At 45.7% G+C, this 15,640-nt stretch carries 13 protein-coding genes; 8 read left to right on the forward strand and 5 right to left on the reverse strand.

Annotation, left to right across the window (positions count from 1 at the left end):
- Nucleotides 1–331: 331 nt before the first annotated feature.
- Together IC21_RS13255 and IC21_RS15870 are read right to left on the reverse strand one after the other, a co-directional pair.
- Nucleotides 332–1,543 (reverse strand): MFS transporter, encoded by a 1,212-nt coding sequence (locus IC21_RS13255; protein ID WP_029143141.1) that lies wholly within the window; start codon nucleotides 1,541–1,543, stop codon nucleotides 332–334.
- A 92-nt stretch (nucleotides 1,544–1,635) separates the two neighbouring features.
- Entirely contained in the window at nucleotides 1,636–2,085 is a 450-nt protein-coding gene (locus IC21_RS15870; RefSeq protein ID WP_029143140.1) for a glycine-rich domain-containing protein, read from the reverse strand.
- Between the two features lie 356 nt (nucleotides 2,086–2,441).
- Here IC21_RS15870 and IC21_RS16405 point away from each other — a divergent pair, with 356 nt between their 5' ends.
- Nucleotides 2,442–2,834: a CPBP family intramembrane glutamic endopeptidase gene (locus IC21_RS16405; RefSeq protein ID WP_073193837.1), complete on the forward strand. Its 393-nt coding sequence runs from the start codon at nucleotides 2,442–2,444 to the stop codon at nucleotides 2,832–2,834.
- 963 nt (nucleotides 2,835–3,797) lie between these two features.
- Nucleotides 3,798–5,087 carry a hydroxymethylglutaryl-CoA reductase, degradative gene (locus IC21_RS13270; RefSeq protein WP_029142249.1) on the forward strand — a complete coding sequence of 430 codons (1,290 nt, stop codon included), beginning with the start codon at nucleotides 3,798–3,800 and terminating at the stop codon, nucleotides 5,085–5,087.
- A 304-nt stretch (nucleotides 5,088–5,391) separates the two neighbouring features.
- On the opposite strand, the gene IC21_RS13275 is transcribed toward IC21_RS13270, so the two are convergent.
- Nucleotides 5,392–6,564, reverse strand: a complete 1,173-nt coding sequence (locus IC21_RS13275; protein ID WP_029142248.1) for a hydroxymethylglutaryl-CoA synthase — start codon at nucleotides 6,562–6,564, stop codon at nucleotides 5,392–5,394.
- A 174-nt stretch (nucleotides 6,565–6,738) separates the two neighbouring features.
- Between IC21_RS13275 and IC21_RS13280 the strand changes: the two genes are divergently transcribed.
- Nucleotides 6,739–7,917, forward strand: coding sequence for an acetyl-CoA C-acetyltransferase (locus IC21_RS13280; protein WP_029142247.1), 1,179 nt, complete (start codon nucleotides 6,739–6,741; stop codon nucleotides 7,915–7,917).
- A 91-nt stretch (nucleotides 7,918–8,008) separates the two neighbouring features.
- Here IC21_RS13280 and IC21_RS13285 read toward each other — a convergent pair whose 3' ends face one another.
- Together IC21_RS13285 and IC21_RS13290 are read right to left on the reverse strand one after the other, a co-directional pair.
- A complete protein-coding gene (locus tag IC21_RS13285) occupies nucleotides 8,009–8,347 on the reverse strand; it encodes a DsrE family protein (protein WP_013858157.1) in 339 nt (112 codons plus the stop codon).
- A 131-nt stretch (nucleotides 8,348–8,478) separates the two neighbouring features.
- Nucleotides 8,479–8,886 carry a CBO0543 family protein gene (locus tag IC21_RS13290; RefSeq protein WP_234969476.1) on the reverse strand — a complete coding sequence of 136 codons (408 nt, stop codon included), beginning with the start codon at nucleotides 8,884–8,886 and terminating at the stop codon, nucleotides 8,479–8,481.
- A 214-nt stretch (nucleotides 8,887–9,100) separates the two neighbouring features.
- Between IC21_RS13290 and IC21_RS13295 the strand changes: the two genes are divergently transcribed.
- The 5 genes from IC21_RS13295 (at nucleotide 9,101) to treP (ending at nucleotide 15,588) form a co-directional block, all read left to right on the forward strand.
- A complete protein-coding gene (locus IC21_RS13295) occupies nucleotides 9,101–10,078 on the forward strand; it encodes a 2-hydroxyacid dehydrogenase (protein WP_029142245.1) in 978 nt (325 codons plus the stop codon).
- 567 nt (nucleotides 10,079–10,645) lie between these two features.
- Nucleotides 10,646–11,602 (forward strand): osmoprotectant update ABC transporter ATP-binding subunit OpuFA, encoded by a 957-nt coding sequence (opuFA, locus tag IC21_RS13300; RefSeq protein ID WP_029142244.1) that lies wholly within the window; start codon nucleotides 10,646–10,648, stop codon nucleotides 11,600–11,602.
- A complete protein-coding gene (gene opuFB, locus IC21_RS13305) occupies nucleotides 11,595–13,124 on the forward strand; it encodes an osmoprotectant update ABC transporter permease/substrate-binding subunit OpuFB (RefSeq protein WP_029142243.1) in 1,530 nt (509 codons plus the stop codon). The genes opuFA and opuFB overlap by 8 nt, the downstream gene beginning before the upstream one ends.
- A gap of 532 nt (nucleotides 13,125–13,656) precedes the next feature.
- On the forward strand, nucleotides 13,657–14,139 hold the full coding sequence (locus tag IC21_RS13310) for a PTS sugar transporter subunit IIA (RefSeq protein ID WP_029142242.1): 483 nt from the start codon (nucleotides 13,657–13,659) through the stop codon (nucleotides 14,137–14,139).
- A 30-nt stretch (nucleotides 14,140–14,169) separates the two neighbouring features.
- Nucleotides 14,170–15,588, forward strand: a complete 1,419-nt coding sequence (treP, locus tag IC21_RS13315; protein WP_029142241.1) for a PTS system trehalose-specific EIIBC component — start codon at nucleotides 14,170–14,172, stop codon at nucleotides 15,586–15,588.
- Nucleotides 15,589–15,640: the final 52 nt, after the last annotated feature.

Below are 15,640 nucleotides of genomic sequence, written 5' to 3' on the forward strand. Positions count from 1 at the left end.
GTTTCCCCCTCTTTTTAGGGGGAAAATTTTTTTATCCTTTTTTCAAACCCTTGGGCTACAAGGAGTCTGTAACATCGCAATTACCTCATTTAAAGAAGAGTACAAATTTTAGTCGGCTTCCCCCGATTTTGTAGTTTTTGAAAAAATGAAGTTGCGGAATATAGTCAAGAAAAAAGAAACTCTGCCCAAAATTAACCCTGGATCCTCTTTAGAGTAATAAGGGGGATGGCAACGATTCGTAAAATATATGGTCATTTTGGTGTTTTCTGCCGATAACCATGTTACCGGCAGCGTTTTTGGTGGTTTTCTCCAAAGAGTTTGACATATTCTCCTAAAGGTTTTTTGTTATATTCTCTATCGGGATATCTGATTTTATCTTAAATGAAGAATAAAACAAGGTAATCCGTAAGATGGCCATAACGGCGATTATCATACAAGTTATAAATATCCCAAAGGTTTCTATTAATCCCCAAGAAATGATCATAAAAGAAAGGGTGCCTAGATCTGCTGATGCCTCCATCACGCCCATTACTTTCCCTTTTTCATATGGGGGGATTGCTTTAAAGGTTTCAGCGGAGAGCAAATTATTTATTACGGGGTTTCCCATTGTCATAATGGCAAATCCAACTATAAAGAATATCCAGCTTAAGGAGGCCCCCATTATAACAATGCCCCCACATACCAAAAAGACAGTTAGAAAATACAAAAATACCTTTGAAGCGGATAAAATCCTGGATTTTGATAATATCATGTTGGATAAAACCACAAAAACACCACCAACGAGCCAAAAAATAGATATTTCAAAGTCAGCTACTTTAAAATGTCCTTCCAAAATATATACTGAAAGGCTCGTCATTACTGGTCCAATCATGCCACCTAGTAAATGTGAGAAAAAGTAAATTCGCAGTATTTTATCTTTTAAAGTTCTTTTCAAATATGCTAAGGAAAACCATGTAGTATCATGCGAGTGTTCGATTTGAATTTTTTCATCAAACCTCATGATTAAAAACGCGCACACGAGAAAAGAAGCAGAGTCTATGAGAATGGCGTACGAACTTAAAATACCAAAAATGAGCGGCCCGATAGTAAAACCTACAGTCTTACAAGTTGTAGTAAACGTGTTTTTCTTGCTTATTGCCCTTGCTAATCCTATGTTTGGATCTTTAATTGTCAAATCTCTAAACCATACTTCAAGACACAGATTAGCAAAATGCCCAAGTGATTGGGATAAGATCATCAAAGGGAATAAAAAAATAATAAAATGTTTAAATGATAGTAATGAAAATAATGTTATCATAACAAAGCAATTAAGAAAAAAGGAAGTAAATATCATCTTTTTAGAAGATACTTTGTCTATAAAATGTCCGCTTACAATGGTAGATATTATTCCCGCAATCGTTTCTGTAAGGTACAAACTTCCAGCATAAAGGAATGAGCCTGTTAGATTGAGGGCAAAAATGGGAAGACCGGTCCATGTTATTGCGGTACCTAGCGTATTAATGGTATCAACAAGTATTAATCTGTTTACTGCGTTGTTTAACATATTGGCACCCCCAAAAAATGCTTTTATGGCCAAAGGCAAGCCTAAATTAAAATAGGCTTGCCTTATAAACAATCGTTTGCTGACTTTTCACCTTAAATCTGAACCTTGGCTTGTTCAGTTTTTAATGGTTCGTTTAAGCAAGTCTTTTTTTCTTGTTCACCTTTCAACGGTTCATTATAGCAGGTTGCAGCTTTCAATGGTTCATTATAGCAAGTCTTTACTTCAGCATTCGTGCCATTTTTGGCTAGTTCTTTAACTTTATCTGATAACGGTATATTATAGTCTTCTTTAAATTCAACGGACCATTTTTTCAAAGACTCCCTATATATATTCATTAAATGAGGAAGCTCAGATTCTTCTTTGCCATAACCAGGATTATGATCTAAAATACAACCAAAGTAATCCATGCAATCATTATAATATTTCTGTGGATGAAGAATATGAAGGTGCCACATTTCGTCAATATCATACGTAGGGCAGATTGAGGTGTAAGGATATTTTTTCACTAAATATAGGAATTTCAAGTATCTGTTTTTTAACATGTAAGTTCCTCTTTTGATAACCTACTTAAAACCCCATCACTCCTCCTAGCCGACTCGATTAAGTCCACGCTCACATTTGGAAAATGTTTGCTCATATACTTTATCTCCCATATTTTATTTCCTACATCACTATAACTATGAGGGCTTACCGAAATTTATATGTATGTTCATCAAATAAATGTCAACCTTATAGGACTTGCCTTAAAGGGAGATACTTATCTGCTCAAAAGTAACGGAGAAATTTTTGTACCAAATAATTCCAATGGTCTCCGTGTCCCATTTTACATATTGAAACTATTTGCCGACAGCTTTCCTTACACATTATATTCGCGAAAAGTAGCCGAAATCCTTCTTTAATCTGTAATTTATGCTTATTCAACAGGTCCTATTTAAACGAAGGAAAAGCGGCTTATGCAGGGAGAATAAAAGCTTGCCTGTATTCCGGGTTGATTTTTGGCGGATTTCATTTTATTAACCTTTTTCATCAATCATTTTATATTACAACGTTGCAGGTCATCCAGGTTACTTGTTTAGGCCTGGTTTTATGTGCCTTATATCTTCGCTCGGGAAGTTTAATACTCCCGATCATGCTTCATGCAGCAATCGATTTTATTAGTTTTATCAGTAGCGGGCCGGAAGTGGATGCCCATCTCACATTAAGAGGATGCCTTACGGGGGCAGTGGTTTATATTGTTATTGCATTTCTACTGTTAATTGGAGGCAGAAGGCGTACAGCTGCAGAGGCATAACCTGCAAATGATGAGGCATACTCCTCGCTTTATCTGTCTGCTGGTCCCATATAGTGAATCAGCAGCCGGTTAAATAAATAAGGGACTCCCATCAGCCATTGATCGACTTTTGGGACAGCCCCTGTGCCGCTAACAATCTTTAAGAATGCTTCTTTTTTCCTTGATCAGTTGCTCAAGTTCATTCAGATCTTCCTCTGTTGCCATGTTCCGAATGAAAGAACGGCCGGAGGAGCGTAGGGGTAAATAGCGCCTGTGCTCTCTGTTTTTGTTTTCCCATTTTTTATTATAAAAGGCCTGTTCGAACTTTTTATTTGCCAGATGATTCCCTGCGCTTAAATAATTTTACGAAATACCATACAACAACGACTGTACCGATTACGGATAAAACAGCTCCGGAAACAAGATGAAGTGTTTGATTAAATCTGTCTCCGAAATAAAGATACAATGCAACAGCTGCCCAGAAGAAAATCAACAGTATTTTTTTCATAGCGTTTGTGCGATGCTAAGATATCGTTTTAGAGAGGAAGAAGACAATCCTCTCCACCTCTTTTCGGTTTGGCGGAAGGGTTTGATACAACCGTGTAGCGTTAATCTCCGCTGGTATTTATGCATCGATGAAGTGATCCAGCATCGCTTTTCCTACTCCCTTTCTAAGATTAATTATACGAATGTATGATAAAACCGCCATAGAAAATAACAATTTTCTTATATCTTTTAACGAAAATCTCCGGCTTTTTTCGGAGATACCGAGAAAAAGGCAAAATTTTTTATAATTCAACTATGAAGCGGAGAGCACCCCGTTTCTTCTGAGTAAACTAAATTATGGAAAAATTATCTGCGTGGCTGTTAAGATAAGAAATGCACGCAGGAAGATGGCAAGCTGGAAAAATGTATGGCTGGTTTTCCCCCTGAAATGCGTTAAAATAAATGTATGGTACTTTATCGCGCACAGAGGAGGGAAACATGGACAAGCAACCTTTGCATAAATTTTACGAAAAAAATCGACTTGAAAGAATCAAGGCACTGGAACAGGCGAAGGCCATTTCAGCCGAAGATGCTGCGCTGCTTGAAAAAGGGCTTGTGCTGCCGGATGAAACGGCGGACCATATGATTGAAAACCAGATTACCAAATATGAATTGCCATATGGTACGGCATTGAACTTTCTGATTGACGGAAAAGAGTATGTCGTCCCGATGGCGATTGAGGAGCCTTCTGTTGTGGCGGCGGCAAGTTCGGCGGCAAAAATCATCAACAAGGCAGGCGGTTTCCGGACGACAGTGAGCAGCCGTATGATGATCGGGCAGGTGGCGTTAATGGACGTTCCGGATCCGATCCGTGCGAAAACGGTGGTGATGGCCCATGCGGAAGATATTTTGCAAACGGCGAATGAGGCCAAGCCTTCGATTGTGAAGCGGGGCGGCGGAGCCCGGAAACTGGAAGTCCGCCTGATCCCGGCTGATGAAAAAGCCGGCACGCCTGCTTTTTTTGTTGTCCATCTCCATATTGATACGCGGGAAGCAATGGGTGCGAATATCATCGACACCATGGCGGAGGCGATCAAACCGCATTTGGAAGAGTGGACAGGGGGACGGGCGTTAATGGGCATTCTTTCCAATTATGCCACTGAGTGCCTGGCAACGGCCGAGTGCCGGATACCCGTGCCATTGCTTGAAAAAAACGGCATGCCCGGTGAAGAAGTCCGCGACCGGATCATTGAAGCCGCCCAATTTGCATACGCGGATCCTTACCGGGCTGCGACGCATAACAAAGGCATTATGAACGGCGTTGATGCCGTTGTGATCGCAACTGGGAACGACTGGCGCGCGATTGAAGCGGGCGCCCATGCCTATGCAGCAAGGTCCGGCAAGTATCGTTCCCTTTCTACTTGGAGCAAAGCAGAAAACGGAGACCTGCTTGGCAGCCTCACCCTTCCGCTTCCGGTCGGGACAGTCGGCGGCCAGATCAGCATCCACCCTGCTGCCGGTTTCAGCAAGCGGTTGCTGGGTTACCAAAATGCGAAAGAACTGGAATCGATCATTGTCTCCGCTGGGCTTGGCCAGAACTTTTCCGCCATCAAAGCCCTTGTCACAGACGGCATTCAAAAAGGGCATATGGCCCTGCACGCCAAATCGCTGGCCATCAGTGCAGGCGCCTCCGGAAGCGAAATTGACCGGGTTGCAGAAAAACTAAAACAAAGCGGGACAATTGATCTTGCTACGGCAAAGAAAATTTTAAAAGAAATCAGAGGATGACAGGCGGGGCACTGAACAGAAATAGGAAGAAAAAAAACACGCGGGTATGAAAAACGGCGCCAAGAATACCGCGGCACTGAACAAAATATAGAAAAAAACGGTGAGACACGATTATGGTAATGTCCCGCCGTTTTTTTGTTTTCATTTGGCCAGGCAGGTTTTTTCCTTTAAAGCAGGATGAAACCCCTGGGGGCCGGGCTTACGGCGCAACTCCCCGTTTTTGAAAAGAAAGTCGCCTTAAAGGGGGGCGGTCATTTCCCTCTGTAAAAACCAGAGGCACGCTTATAAAGCATGCCACTGGTTTTTACATATTTTTATTGATGTATTGCCGCTTGTGCCCTTCGATTCCGGCAAGGCAAACGGTGGCCGGATCCTCGTTTACCGGCAAGGTAACGGCCGATCCGTCGTTTGGAAGCGATGTTGTAAAAATGGCTTCGTATTCGGCAACGCTAATTTCTTTCCGCGCATCGAGCATTTGCTGATGGCGGGCCGGCTGCAAGGCTTCACGATAGCCCGGCTGCAGGATCCCGGCAAAAAATTCCCCGACTGCGCCGGACCCGTAGCTGTACAGGCCGATCCTCGCACCTGCTTCTATCTTTGTATTTTGTTCAAGCAGGGAAAGCAAGCTCAAATACAAAGCGCCGGTATAAATGTTCCCGACGATTTTGTTATAACTTTTGCTTGTTTCATAATGGGCAAGAAGCCTTTCGCGCCCGTCTTCATCTGTTTCATCCAGCACCGTTCTCAGCGCTTTTAAGCCCATTTTTGTATATGGCATATGGAAACAAATGGCTTCGAAGTCACTTAACGTAAAGCCGGTTTTTTCTCTGTACTGCTGCCAGACGGTCTGGAAGAAACCGATGTACTTTTCATTGGAAAACTTGCCGTCCACATAAGCGGAATCCGAATAGACCGGCCGCCAAAAGTCCATGATGTCTTCCGTATGATACACGCTCGGTTCTTCGATCGCAAGAATTTTCGGATGGGCGCTTACGACCATGGCGACGGCGCCGGCCCCTTGGGTAACCTCTCCTGAAGTATTCAATCCGTATCTTGAAATATCCGACCCGAGCACGAGCACTTTGCTTTCCGGATGCAGGGCGATATGCCCTCTTGCCATTTGCAGCCCTGCCGTAGCACCGAAGCATGCTTCTTTCACTTCAACGGCCCGCACTTCCGGTTTTAAACCGAGCAGGCGGTGCACATAAATTGCGGCTGCCTTCGAGTGGTCGACGCCGGATTCCGTGCCGAAAATAACAAAATCGATCTTTTCTTTATCTTCGTCTGTTAAAATTTCGAGCGCCGCATTGGCTGCGAGCGTCACCGCATCCTGGGTCACCGGGGCGACGGCCATTTTTTCCTGGCCGATTCCGATTAAAAATTTTCCAGGGTCCTCATTCCGGGCAAGTGCCAATTTTTCCATGTCAACATATAAATGCGGGGTATAAAACCCGATCTTGTCTATTCCGATTTGCAACAGCTATTCACACCTTTTTTACAGGAATTGTTATTGAAATTTGAGAAACTGTACTAAATAATTTAATATAAACGGTGTCGAAATACAACTTATCACGACACACTGACACCTTCCCATTATAGTACAAGTTGCAAAGATTGTGGATGGGAAATGACAGAGAGGGAGTAAACGTATATGCATGAAGTTGCGATTATCAGCGCCGTCCGGACCCCGATCGGGAAATTCGGCGGCAGTTTAAAAGATATATCTGCTGTGGAACTGGGCGCGATTGCCGCAGAAGAAGCGATCCGGCGCGCCGGCGTTTCTGCACGGGAGGTCCATTATGCCGTTTTTGGCAATGTTCTTTCGGCTGGCCTCGGCCAAAACCCGGCCCGGCAAATGGCAGTCAGAGCCGGCATTCCGTATGAAGTGCCTGCCGTCACCGTGAATGAAGTGTGCGGCTCCGGATTGAAAGCTGTGCTGCTTGCTGCCCAGATGATTCAGCTTGGCGAGGCGAAAATAACGGTTGCTGGCGGGGCGGAAAACATGTCGCGTGCGCCTTATCTTGCAGAGCAGGCACGCTGGGGCCATAAGCTTGGCAATATGGCGATGGCAGACAGCATGCTGCGCGACGGCCTGACGGATGCATTTGAAGGCATTCATATGGGTTTGACGGCGGAAAATGTGGCGGCAAAATTCGGCATTTCCCGCGAAGAACAGGACCGTTTTGCGCTTCAATCCCAGCAAAAAGCCGCGCAGGCGCAAAAGGCCGGCCGTTTCAAAGACGAAATTGTGCCGGTAAAAATAAAACAGAGAAGAAGCGAGATGCTGTTTACCGAGGATGAGCATGTCCGCCCCGAAACGACGCTTGATGGGCTCGCGAAGCTGAAACCCGCTTTTCTCGAAGATGGCACTGTCACAGCAGGGAATGCTTCGGGGATCAATGACGGCGCAGCTGCTGTAGTTTTAATGGAAAAATCACTTGCGGATGAAAAAAAGATTCCTTATCTCGGGGTCATCAAAGGGTATGCAGAAGCAGGAACGGACCCTTCCATCATGGGGTATGCCCCTTATTACGCAATTCAAAAGCTGCTTGAAAAGACCGGTGTATCCCTGGAAGAAGTGGATTTAATCGAGCTGAACGAAGCTTTTGCCTCCCAAAGCCTTGCCGTTATCAGGGATTTGGGGCTTGATCCGGAAAAAGTCAATGTTAACGGGGGCGCGATTGCACTGGGGCATCCGATCGGGGCATCCGGCGCAAGAATTCTCGTTTCACTTTTATATGAAATGGAAAAAAGAAATGTGCGCACCGGCCTCGCCTCGCTTTGTGTCGGTGGCGGCCTTGGCATTTCGATGTTGGTCGGGCGCACGTGACATCGCTGGGATTTGGCAAGAACAGGAAAAGCCCTGCCTGATGCAGGGCTTTTTCTCTATTTTTTGTTCCGGATAGGATTTTTCCACCTGGTCAGGATAACGTAAGGACTTCATATTTGGATGCTAATTCTGCAAATTGTGCCATGCTGCTGATTTTTCCAGCTGCAAGTTTTTCGTTTAGCCCATAAAAGTCCACACAGGTTTTACAAGCAAGAACGTCCACGCCTTTTTCCTCCAATTCTTTCAATTGAAGGGAAACGAGCGAGTCTTCTGTTAACGTAAACACACCGCGGTTTACGCAAAACACAGCGGCCGGCAGTTCTTCCTTTTGTTTCAGGATGGTAAAGAAGGTTTCCAACAATCCTTCTCCCAATTCTTGTTCGCCTTTTCCAAGCTGATCCGATGCAAGCAAAATAACTTTGTTTTTCAATGTCTCCACCTCAATGACTTTCTTTCTATTTTAGCAAATCCTGCCAGACTTTTCCCGTGCCAGATACGGCGGCTGCCACAAGCCCGGGGGGCGTTCAGTGCCGCGGTTTCTTTAACCATTTATTTGGGTGCCTAGCGGTTTGGGGTATATTTGAGCAAAAGCAGGTGAACAAGCTGATAGAATAACGCTAGGATGCAAAAGAGGATAGGATACGCAATAGCAGAATACACAGGTTTCCAGCCATTGTAGTAAAACGTACCCGTCATGATGAACAAAAACTCAAAAACCATCGCCACGATCGTCCATCCTGCAATATAGAGGAACCGGGTGCGGAACCTGTTTGGAAAAAAGTTGATAAAGGTAATATTGATGGCCGGATAAATCCCAAACAAATAACAAAGGGCTTTCCAGTCGACTCCTTTTGTAAAGTATCCAAAAAGATCATACTTGAGATCCAGAAATAAATTGACGATTAATTCAAGGCACATGGCAAACAGGGTGGTGCACAGCATTTCAATGCCGCTAAATTTTTTTGGCATGAGAAAAGCAAACAGATTCAGAACGATCATCAAAAACGATAAGGAATACCATGCTTCAACACCCCGATTCCAGGATTGGCTTTTTCTTACCCTCTCCTATTTTGGCCGGGAGATTACAAAAAATCGCACATTCCGGAAACCCGGTTAAAGGACGCTCGCCTTATTCTTTGTTATAATTTTACAAGAATAACGTAAACAAAGGGGGATGGCTCATTTGGCGAAAAAAGTATTGGTATACAGCGAACTGCCTGGGGATTTGATTGAAAAGCTGAAGGAAATATTTGAAGTACGCTACATACCGGGGGGAAAGGATATTTCCGATCTTCTGCCTGACTTAACGGAAGCGGACGGGCTGCTCGGTTCCTGGCTCCAGGCGGGAAAAGAATTGCTGGACCACGCACCGGCCTTGAAAATCATTAGCAATATAACGGTCGGATATGACAATCTCGATATCCCGTTGCTAACAGAGCGGGGGATTATGGCAACCAATACGCCGGGTGTGCTCGATGAAACAACAGCGGATACCATCTTTGGCTTGATGCTTGCAGCGGCGCGGCGATTTACGGAACTGGACCGGCTTGTCAAAAACGGCAATTGGAAAGCGCCTGTTTCTACTGAACATTACGGTATTGATATCCACCATAAAACGCTTGGCATTATCGGTATGGGCAGAATCGGAAGCAAAATTGCGAAACGGGCCCATTTCGGTTTTGATATGGACATTTTATACCATAACCGTTCCCGCGACCCGGAAGCCGAGCAGCTGTATGATGCGGTATACTGTGAGCTTGATGAACTGCTGGAAAAATCGGATTTCATTTGCCTGATGGTGCCGCTTACCCCGGAAACGCACCGGTTAATCGGGGAACGGGAATTCAAATTGATGAAGAAAACGGCCGTTTTTGTCAATGGTTCAAGGGGCACGACAGTAGACGAAGCGGCGCTTGTCAAAGCCCTTCAGGAAAAAATAATTTATGCGGCCGGCCTTGATGTGTATGAACAGGAACCCGTTTCGCCGGATAACCCGCTTTTAAAAATGGACAATGTCGTCACCCTTCCGCATATCGGCTCTGCTACCCATGAAACACGATATGCAATGGCAAAACTTGCGGTTGAAAATCTCACGAAGGGGCTGCTTGGAGAATGCCCGCCCAATTTGATTAACCGGGAAGTTTTTCGCGGCCGGGCGTAATCGCGAATGCTTGCTGAACGATTCCAATTGAGGGGTGATCCCGATTCGTCCGGTAAGCGCTGTTTTGTTTTGGTATGATGCAGGGAAAGCCTGTTGTCAAGTAATGACACGGGTGAAGGACCCTGATGGCAATGGGAACGGTTCTGACAAAAATAATTTCAATGGGCGTCCCCCGGCCGGGTTGCTTGCCGGGGAACGCCACGGTTTCACGGCGGGGCCATCCGCTTTTTTTATTTTCCAAAGGGGTATATCAATGAGTAAGCGGGGATGTAGACAAACCATCAGTCTATGTAATATAATGAGGAACAATTGTTCTTTTCGGACGGATTTATTTTGTAAAAATATCCTATGCCGGCCCGGAATGGAACCGTTCTAAGTAATGAGAGCCCGCAAAATTTTGGTTAAAAATAAACACAGGCAGGCTATAAATGAAGGAGCGGGCAGGCATTTTGCCAAAAAACGCCGCCCCAGCCCACGAACCCGCTGAATGCAGAAACATTCTATTCCGAAAACCCGGTGAAGACCAAGTGCCGGATAATCAGGAATCCATGATAAAGGAGAGATAAAATGATCCGGTTTGAACATGTATCGAAACAGTTTCCGAACGGGACCCTTGCTGTAAAGTCTTTGGATTTGGAAATAGAAAAAGGGGAATTTTTCGTTCTGATCGGCCCGAGCGGCTCCGGGAAGACGACAACATTAAAAATGATCAACCGCCTTATCGAATTGTCAAAAGGCTGGGTCCGAATCAACGGAAAGATAATCAGCGATTATGACATTCATGAACTTCGCTGGGATATCGGATACGTGCTCCAACAAATTGCGCTTTTCCCGCATATGACCATTGCGGAAAATATTTCGACTGTGCCGGAACTGAAAAACTGGGACAAAAAAAAGATCCATGCCCGTGTCGATGAACTGCTGGAAATGGTGGGCCTGGATCCGGAAGAATACCGGAACCGGAAACCTCATGAACTTTCAGGGGGACAGCAGCAAAGAGTGGGCGTTCTAAGGGCTTTGGCTGCCGACCCGGAAATCATTTTGATGGATGAGCCATTCAGCGCGCTCGATCCGTTCAGCCGGGAAAAATTGCAGGATGATGTGCTTGAAATTCAACAGAGGCTGAAAAAGACAATCGTTTTTGTCACTCATGATATGCGGGAAGCATTAAAGCTCGGGGACCGGATTTGCCTCATGAAAGACGGGGAAATCGTTCAGGTTGGGACGCCGCATGAATTTTTAACCAACCCCGTGAACGATTTTGTGCGCGAATTTGTCGGGAATAAACAGGTGCCGGTCCGCGTGGAGGAACTCATGGTCCCGGTTACAGACGAACAGGCATTATTGCCCCATACGAAAACCGTTTCTTTACAGGCTCCATTGGCAGAGGTATTCGAACAGCTGGCCTCGTTTGAACAGATTGCCGTTATGGATGGCGGAAAAACGGTCGGGGTGATCAACCGGCCGCACGCCATGAAAGCCATGTCACAATACTTAAGGGATGGAGGCCGGATGCATGAGTAGTTTTATCAACACCTTTTCAGACCGGAGATCCCAGCTTTTGGACGCCCTTTTACAACATATAGAAATTTCATTAATTGCGCTTTTTTTCTCGTTATTGATCGCGATCCCGCTCGGCATTTATTTAACACGTAAACAAAAAATCGCGGAAACCATCATTGGCATAACCGGCGTGCTGCAAACCATTCCTTCTTTGGCTTTGCTTGGCCTGTTAATCCCGCTTTTTGGCATAGGGACCGTCCCGGCCGTGATTGCGCTCGTCGCTTATGCCCTGCTTCCGCTTTTGCGCAACACCTATACCGGCATTAAAGAAATCGATCCTTCGTTATTGGAAGCAGCAAGGGCGATGGGAATGAACAGAAGAAAACGGCTGATCAAAGTGGAGCTCCCTCTGGCCATGCCGGTGATCATGGCGGGGATCCGGACGGCTGCCATTTTGATTATCGGAACAGCGACGATTGCGGCGCTGATCGGAGCCGGCGGATTGGGCGACATTATCCTGCTTGGCATCGACCGGAATGATTATGCCCTTGTCATCCTCGGCGCCATTCCTGCGGCCCTGTTGGCCATTCTTTTCGATGTTTTGCTCCGGCAGCTTGAAAAAGTTTCTTTTAAGAAGATGATGGTGGCATCCGGCATTTTTATCTTGATGATCGTGTTGATCGTTGGTTCACTGGTTGCGCCAAACTTGCTTCATAAAGACGGGCAAAAAACGATTGTGATTGCCGGCAAGCTGGGGTCGGAACCGGAAATTCTGGACAATATGTACAAGTTGCTGATTGAAGAGAACACAGATTTAAAAGTGAAGTTAAAAACAGGGTTGGGCGATACAACCTTTGTTTTCAATGCGTTGCAGTCAAAGGATATCGATCTTTATCCGGAATTTTCCGGGACAGCCATCGTCAACCTGCTGAAAGAGAACCCTGTTAGCACAGACAGCAGGGAAGTGTATGCACAAGCCAAAGAAGGTATGGCCAAAAAATACAACATGGCATTGTTACACCCGATGAAATTTAATGATACTTATGCGATTGCGGTTCCGCAAAGTTTTGCAAAGAAATACCATTTGAAAAAGATATCGGACCTTGTAAATGTCGAGCAGTACGTAAAAGCCGGGTTCAGCCCCGAATTTGCCGATATCAAAGACGGGTATCCCGGTTTGTCAAAAAAATACGGATTGCATTTTCATGTGGTGACAATGGATCCGTCTGTACGGTATCATGCCATCCAACAAGGCAAAGTGAATCTGATGAACGCCTATTCCACAGATGGCGAACTGCAAAGGTATCATCTGGTCGTTCTTGAAGATGACAAGCATTTCTTCCCGCCATACCAGGGTTCGCCTTTATTGCGGCAGGAAACGGTTGACAAATATCCGGAAATTGTGCCGGCATTAAACAAGCTGGCCGGGAAGATTACAAACACCCAAATGCAGAAAATGAATTATGAAGTCAGTGTCAAAGGCAAGAAAGCAGAAGATGTGGCAAGAGCCTTTTTAGTAAAAGAAGGGCTCCTGAAAAAGTGACCGGATTATGCCGGGGCGTGCCGCGGAAACGTTACGGTGCATCGTTGAATGCGTGAACCTGTTGTTGCAAAGGTAGTCCAAAGTTTTAATCTGTGCCGGGAATTTCGCCCCGTATCGGGTGGAAATTGCCCGGCACGAAATTTGTCTGCGATATAAAATGCACAAAATATTGCAGCCTGTTGCCTGCTGTAAAATGGAGTTATCATGCAAATGGGTGCTTGAGCTTATGGTAAAAGCTTAAGTTTATTTTTGCCCTCGTCCATCGACATGTTAGGTTATTCCACGATCCTGCCACAATTTTTCAATTCCCTGCCCTAGCATCAGCATATCTAGTAGTCTGCCCCTTGCCTCTTCAATCAATGCCTGAATCGTATTTTCCCACCCCATGAAACACCGGCAGCATTTTATTTCTGGGAAAAAGAAAGCGCTATTGACAAACTTGTATATACAGGATATGATGAGAATGTAAGATGTATATACAAGATTACGAGTAAATGAAAACGGTTTTGTGAAATAAAGTGAGGTGGCAATCATGTTTAAATTATTTCAAAAGAAGCCAAAGGAAGAACGTATTTTTGCTCCGGTAAGAGGGCAGGTTGTTGCCATTGAAGAAGTGCCGGACCCAACTTTTTCCGAAAAAATGATGGGGGACGGCATTGCGGTAAAACCAACCGAAGGCCTCCTTGTGGCGCCATTTGACGGGGAAGTGGTGCAAGTCTTCCCGACGAAGCATGCCATCGGGCTGCGCGGCGCATCCGGGCTGGAACTTTTAATTCATATCGGGTTGGAAACGGTTACATTAAACAGGGAAGGATTTGAAACCGCTGTAAAAGATGGAGATAAGGTGAAAAAAGGCGATACGCTCATCACTTTTGACCTGGAATGGATTCAAGAAAAAGCGGCGGATTCGATCACATCCATCGTGGTGACAAATGGCGAGGCGGTTCATCTTGACAAAAAAACAAGTTTGGATGCCGTGCCGGGAGAAACGGTGGTCATGACGGCCCAATTGTAAGATCGCCAATAAGACAGGAGGAACGACAACATGGCGAAAATCAGCAATGAATCTGTAAAACAAATTGTTGAAGCAGTAGGCGGAAAAGACAATATTGCCGCGGCAACGCACTGTGTGACACGGCTGCGATTTGCATTAAAAGATGAAGGAAAAGTAGACAAAGAAAAGCTCGGGGAAATCGAACTTGTCAAAGGTTCTTTTTCAGCAAACGGGCAGTACCAGGTTGTGATTGGCCAGGGGACAGTGGACAAAGTATATGACAAAATGGTTGAGCTGACGGGCATCGGGCACGCTTCAAAAGAAGATGTGAAAAACGAAGCCGCAAAGAAAATGAATCCGCTTCAACGGTTTGTCAAAATGCTTTCCGATATTTTCATCCCGATTTTGCCGGCCATCGTGACAGCTGGTTTGTTAATGGGGTTAAACAATCTTTTGACAGGCCGGGGCATTTTTTACGCCCATAAGTCTTTTATCCAGGTTCACGAAAGCTGGGCCGGGCTTGCGGACATGATTAACATCATTGCCAATACCGCATTCACGTTCCTGCCAATCCTAATCGGCTGGTCGGCTGTGAAACGGTTCGGCGGCAATCCGCTTCTCGGGATTGTGCTCGGCGCAATGATGATCCATCCGGACTTATTGAATGCTTACTCATACGGTGAAGCACTGAAAAGCCACTCGATCCCGGTATGGAATCTGTTCGGCTGGCATGTCAATAAAATTGGCTATCAGGGGCAGGTGCTGCCGGTCCTCGTATCATCCTTTATTCTGGCGAAACTTGAATTATGGCTGAAAAAACGGATCCCGGATGCCATTCAGTTGCTGCTTGTCGCCCCCATTGCTTTACTTGTAACCGGATTTGTGACATTCGTTGCAGTCGGGCCGTTGACTTTCGGCATCGGGAACTGGATCACCGGCCTTGTCGTATATGTATTCAACCATGTGCCGGCAATCGGCGGCCTGCTTTACGGCGGCTGCTATGCGCTCCTTGTCATTACAGGGATGCACCAGGCTTTCCTTGCGGTCGACTTCCAGTTGATCTCAAGCGCCGGCGGCACGTATTTGTGGCCGATTCTCTGCATGTCCAATATTGCACAAGGTTCGGCCGCGCTTGCCATGATGTTTTTGGCAAAGAACAAAGTGGATAAAGGGATGGCCGGCACATCTTCCGTTTCTGCTTATCTCGGCATTACGGAACCGGCGATGTTCGGTGTCAATCTCCGCTTCAAATATCCGTTTGTTTGCGCACTAATCGGCTCAGCCATTGCAGGGATTGTACTGGCAACCGGACATGTGAAAGCCCCGGCAATCGGTGTTGGTGGGATCCCAGGATTCTTATCCATCTTCCCGCATTCGTGGGGAACGTTCTTTACCGGTATGGTGATCGTCATTGTCGTGCCGTTCGTGCTGACCTTCTTGTTCGGCAAATTAAAAAGACAAAAAGCATAAAGGACAGGGAAGCGGACTGTACAATGGCAGGCCGCTTTCCGGCTATAGTTCG

It is taken from the genome of Heyndrickxia coagulans DSM 1 = ATCC 7050 (assembly GCF_000290615.1).
In the GTDB taxonomy this organism is placed as follows: Bacteria; Bacillota; Bacilli; order Bacillales; family Bacillaceae_C; genus Weizmannia; species Weizmannia coagulans.

Coding starts and splice junctions, on each gene's coding strand:
- IC21_RS13255 (WP_029143141.1), bottom strand. CDS start 1,543: ATGTTAAACAACGCAGTAAACAGATTAATACTTGTTGATACCATTAAT.
- IC21_RS15870 (WP_029143140.1), bottom strand. CDS start 2,085: ATGTTAAAAAACAGATACTTGAAATTCCTATATTTAGTGAAAAAATAT.
- IC21_RS13270 (WP_029142249.1), top strand. CDS start 3,798: ATGGACAAGCAACCTTTGCATAAATTTTACGAAAAAAATCGACTTGAA.
- IC21_RS13280 (WP_029142247.1), top strand. CDS start 6,739: ATGCATGAAGTTGCGATTATCAGCGCCGTCCGGACCCCGATCGGGAAA.
- IC21_RS13290 (WP_234969476.1), bottom strand. CDS start 8,886: ATGCCAAAAAAATTTAGCGGCATTGAAATGCTGTGCACCACCCTGTTT.
- opuFA (WP_029142244.1), top strand. CDS start 10,646: ATGATCCGGTTTGAACATGTATCGAAACAGTTTCCGAACGGGACCCTT.
- opuFB (WP_029142243.1), top strand. CDS start 11,595: ATGAGTAGTTTTATCAACACCTTTTCAGACCGGAGATCCCAGCTTTTG.
- IC21_RS13310 (WP_029142242.1), top strand. CDS start 13,657: ATGTTTAAATTATTTCAAAAGAAGCCAAAGGAAGAACGTATTTTTGCT.
- treP (WP_029142241.1), top strand. CDS start 14,170: ATGGCGAAAATCAGCAATGAATCTGTAAAACAAATTGTTGAAGCAGTA.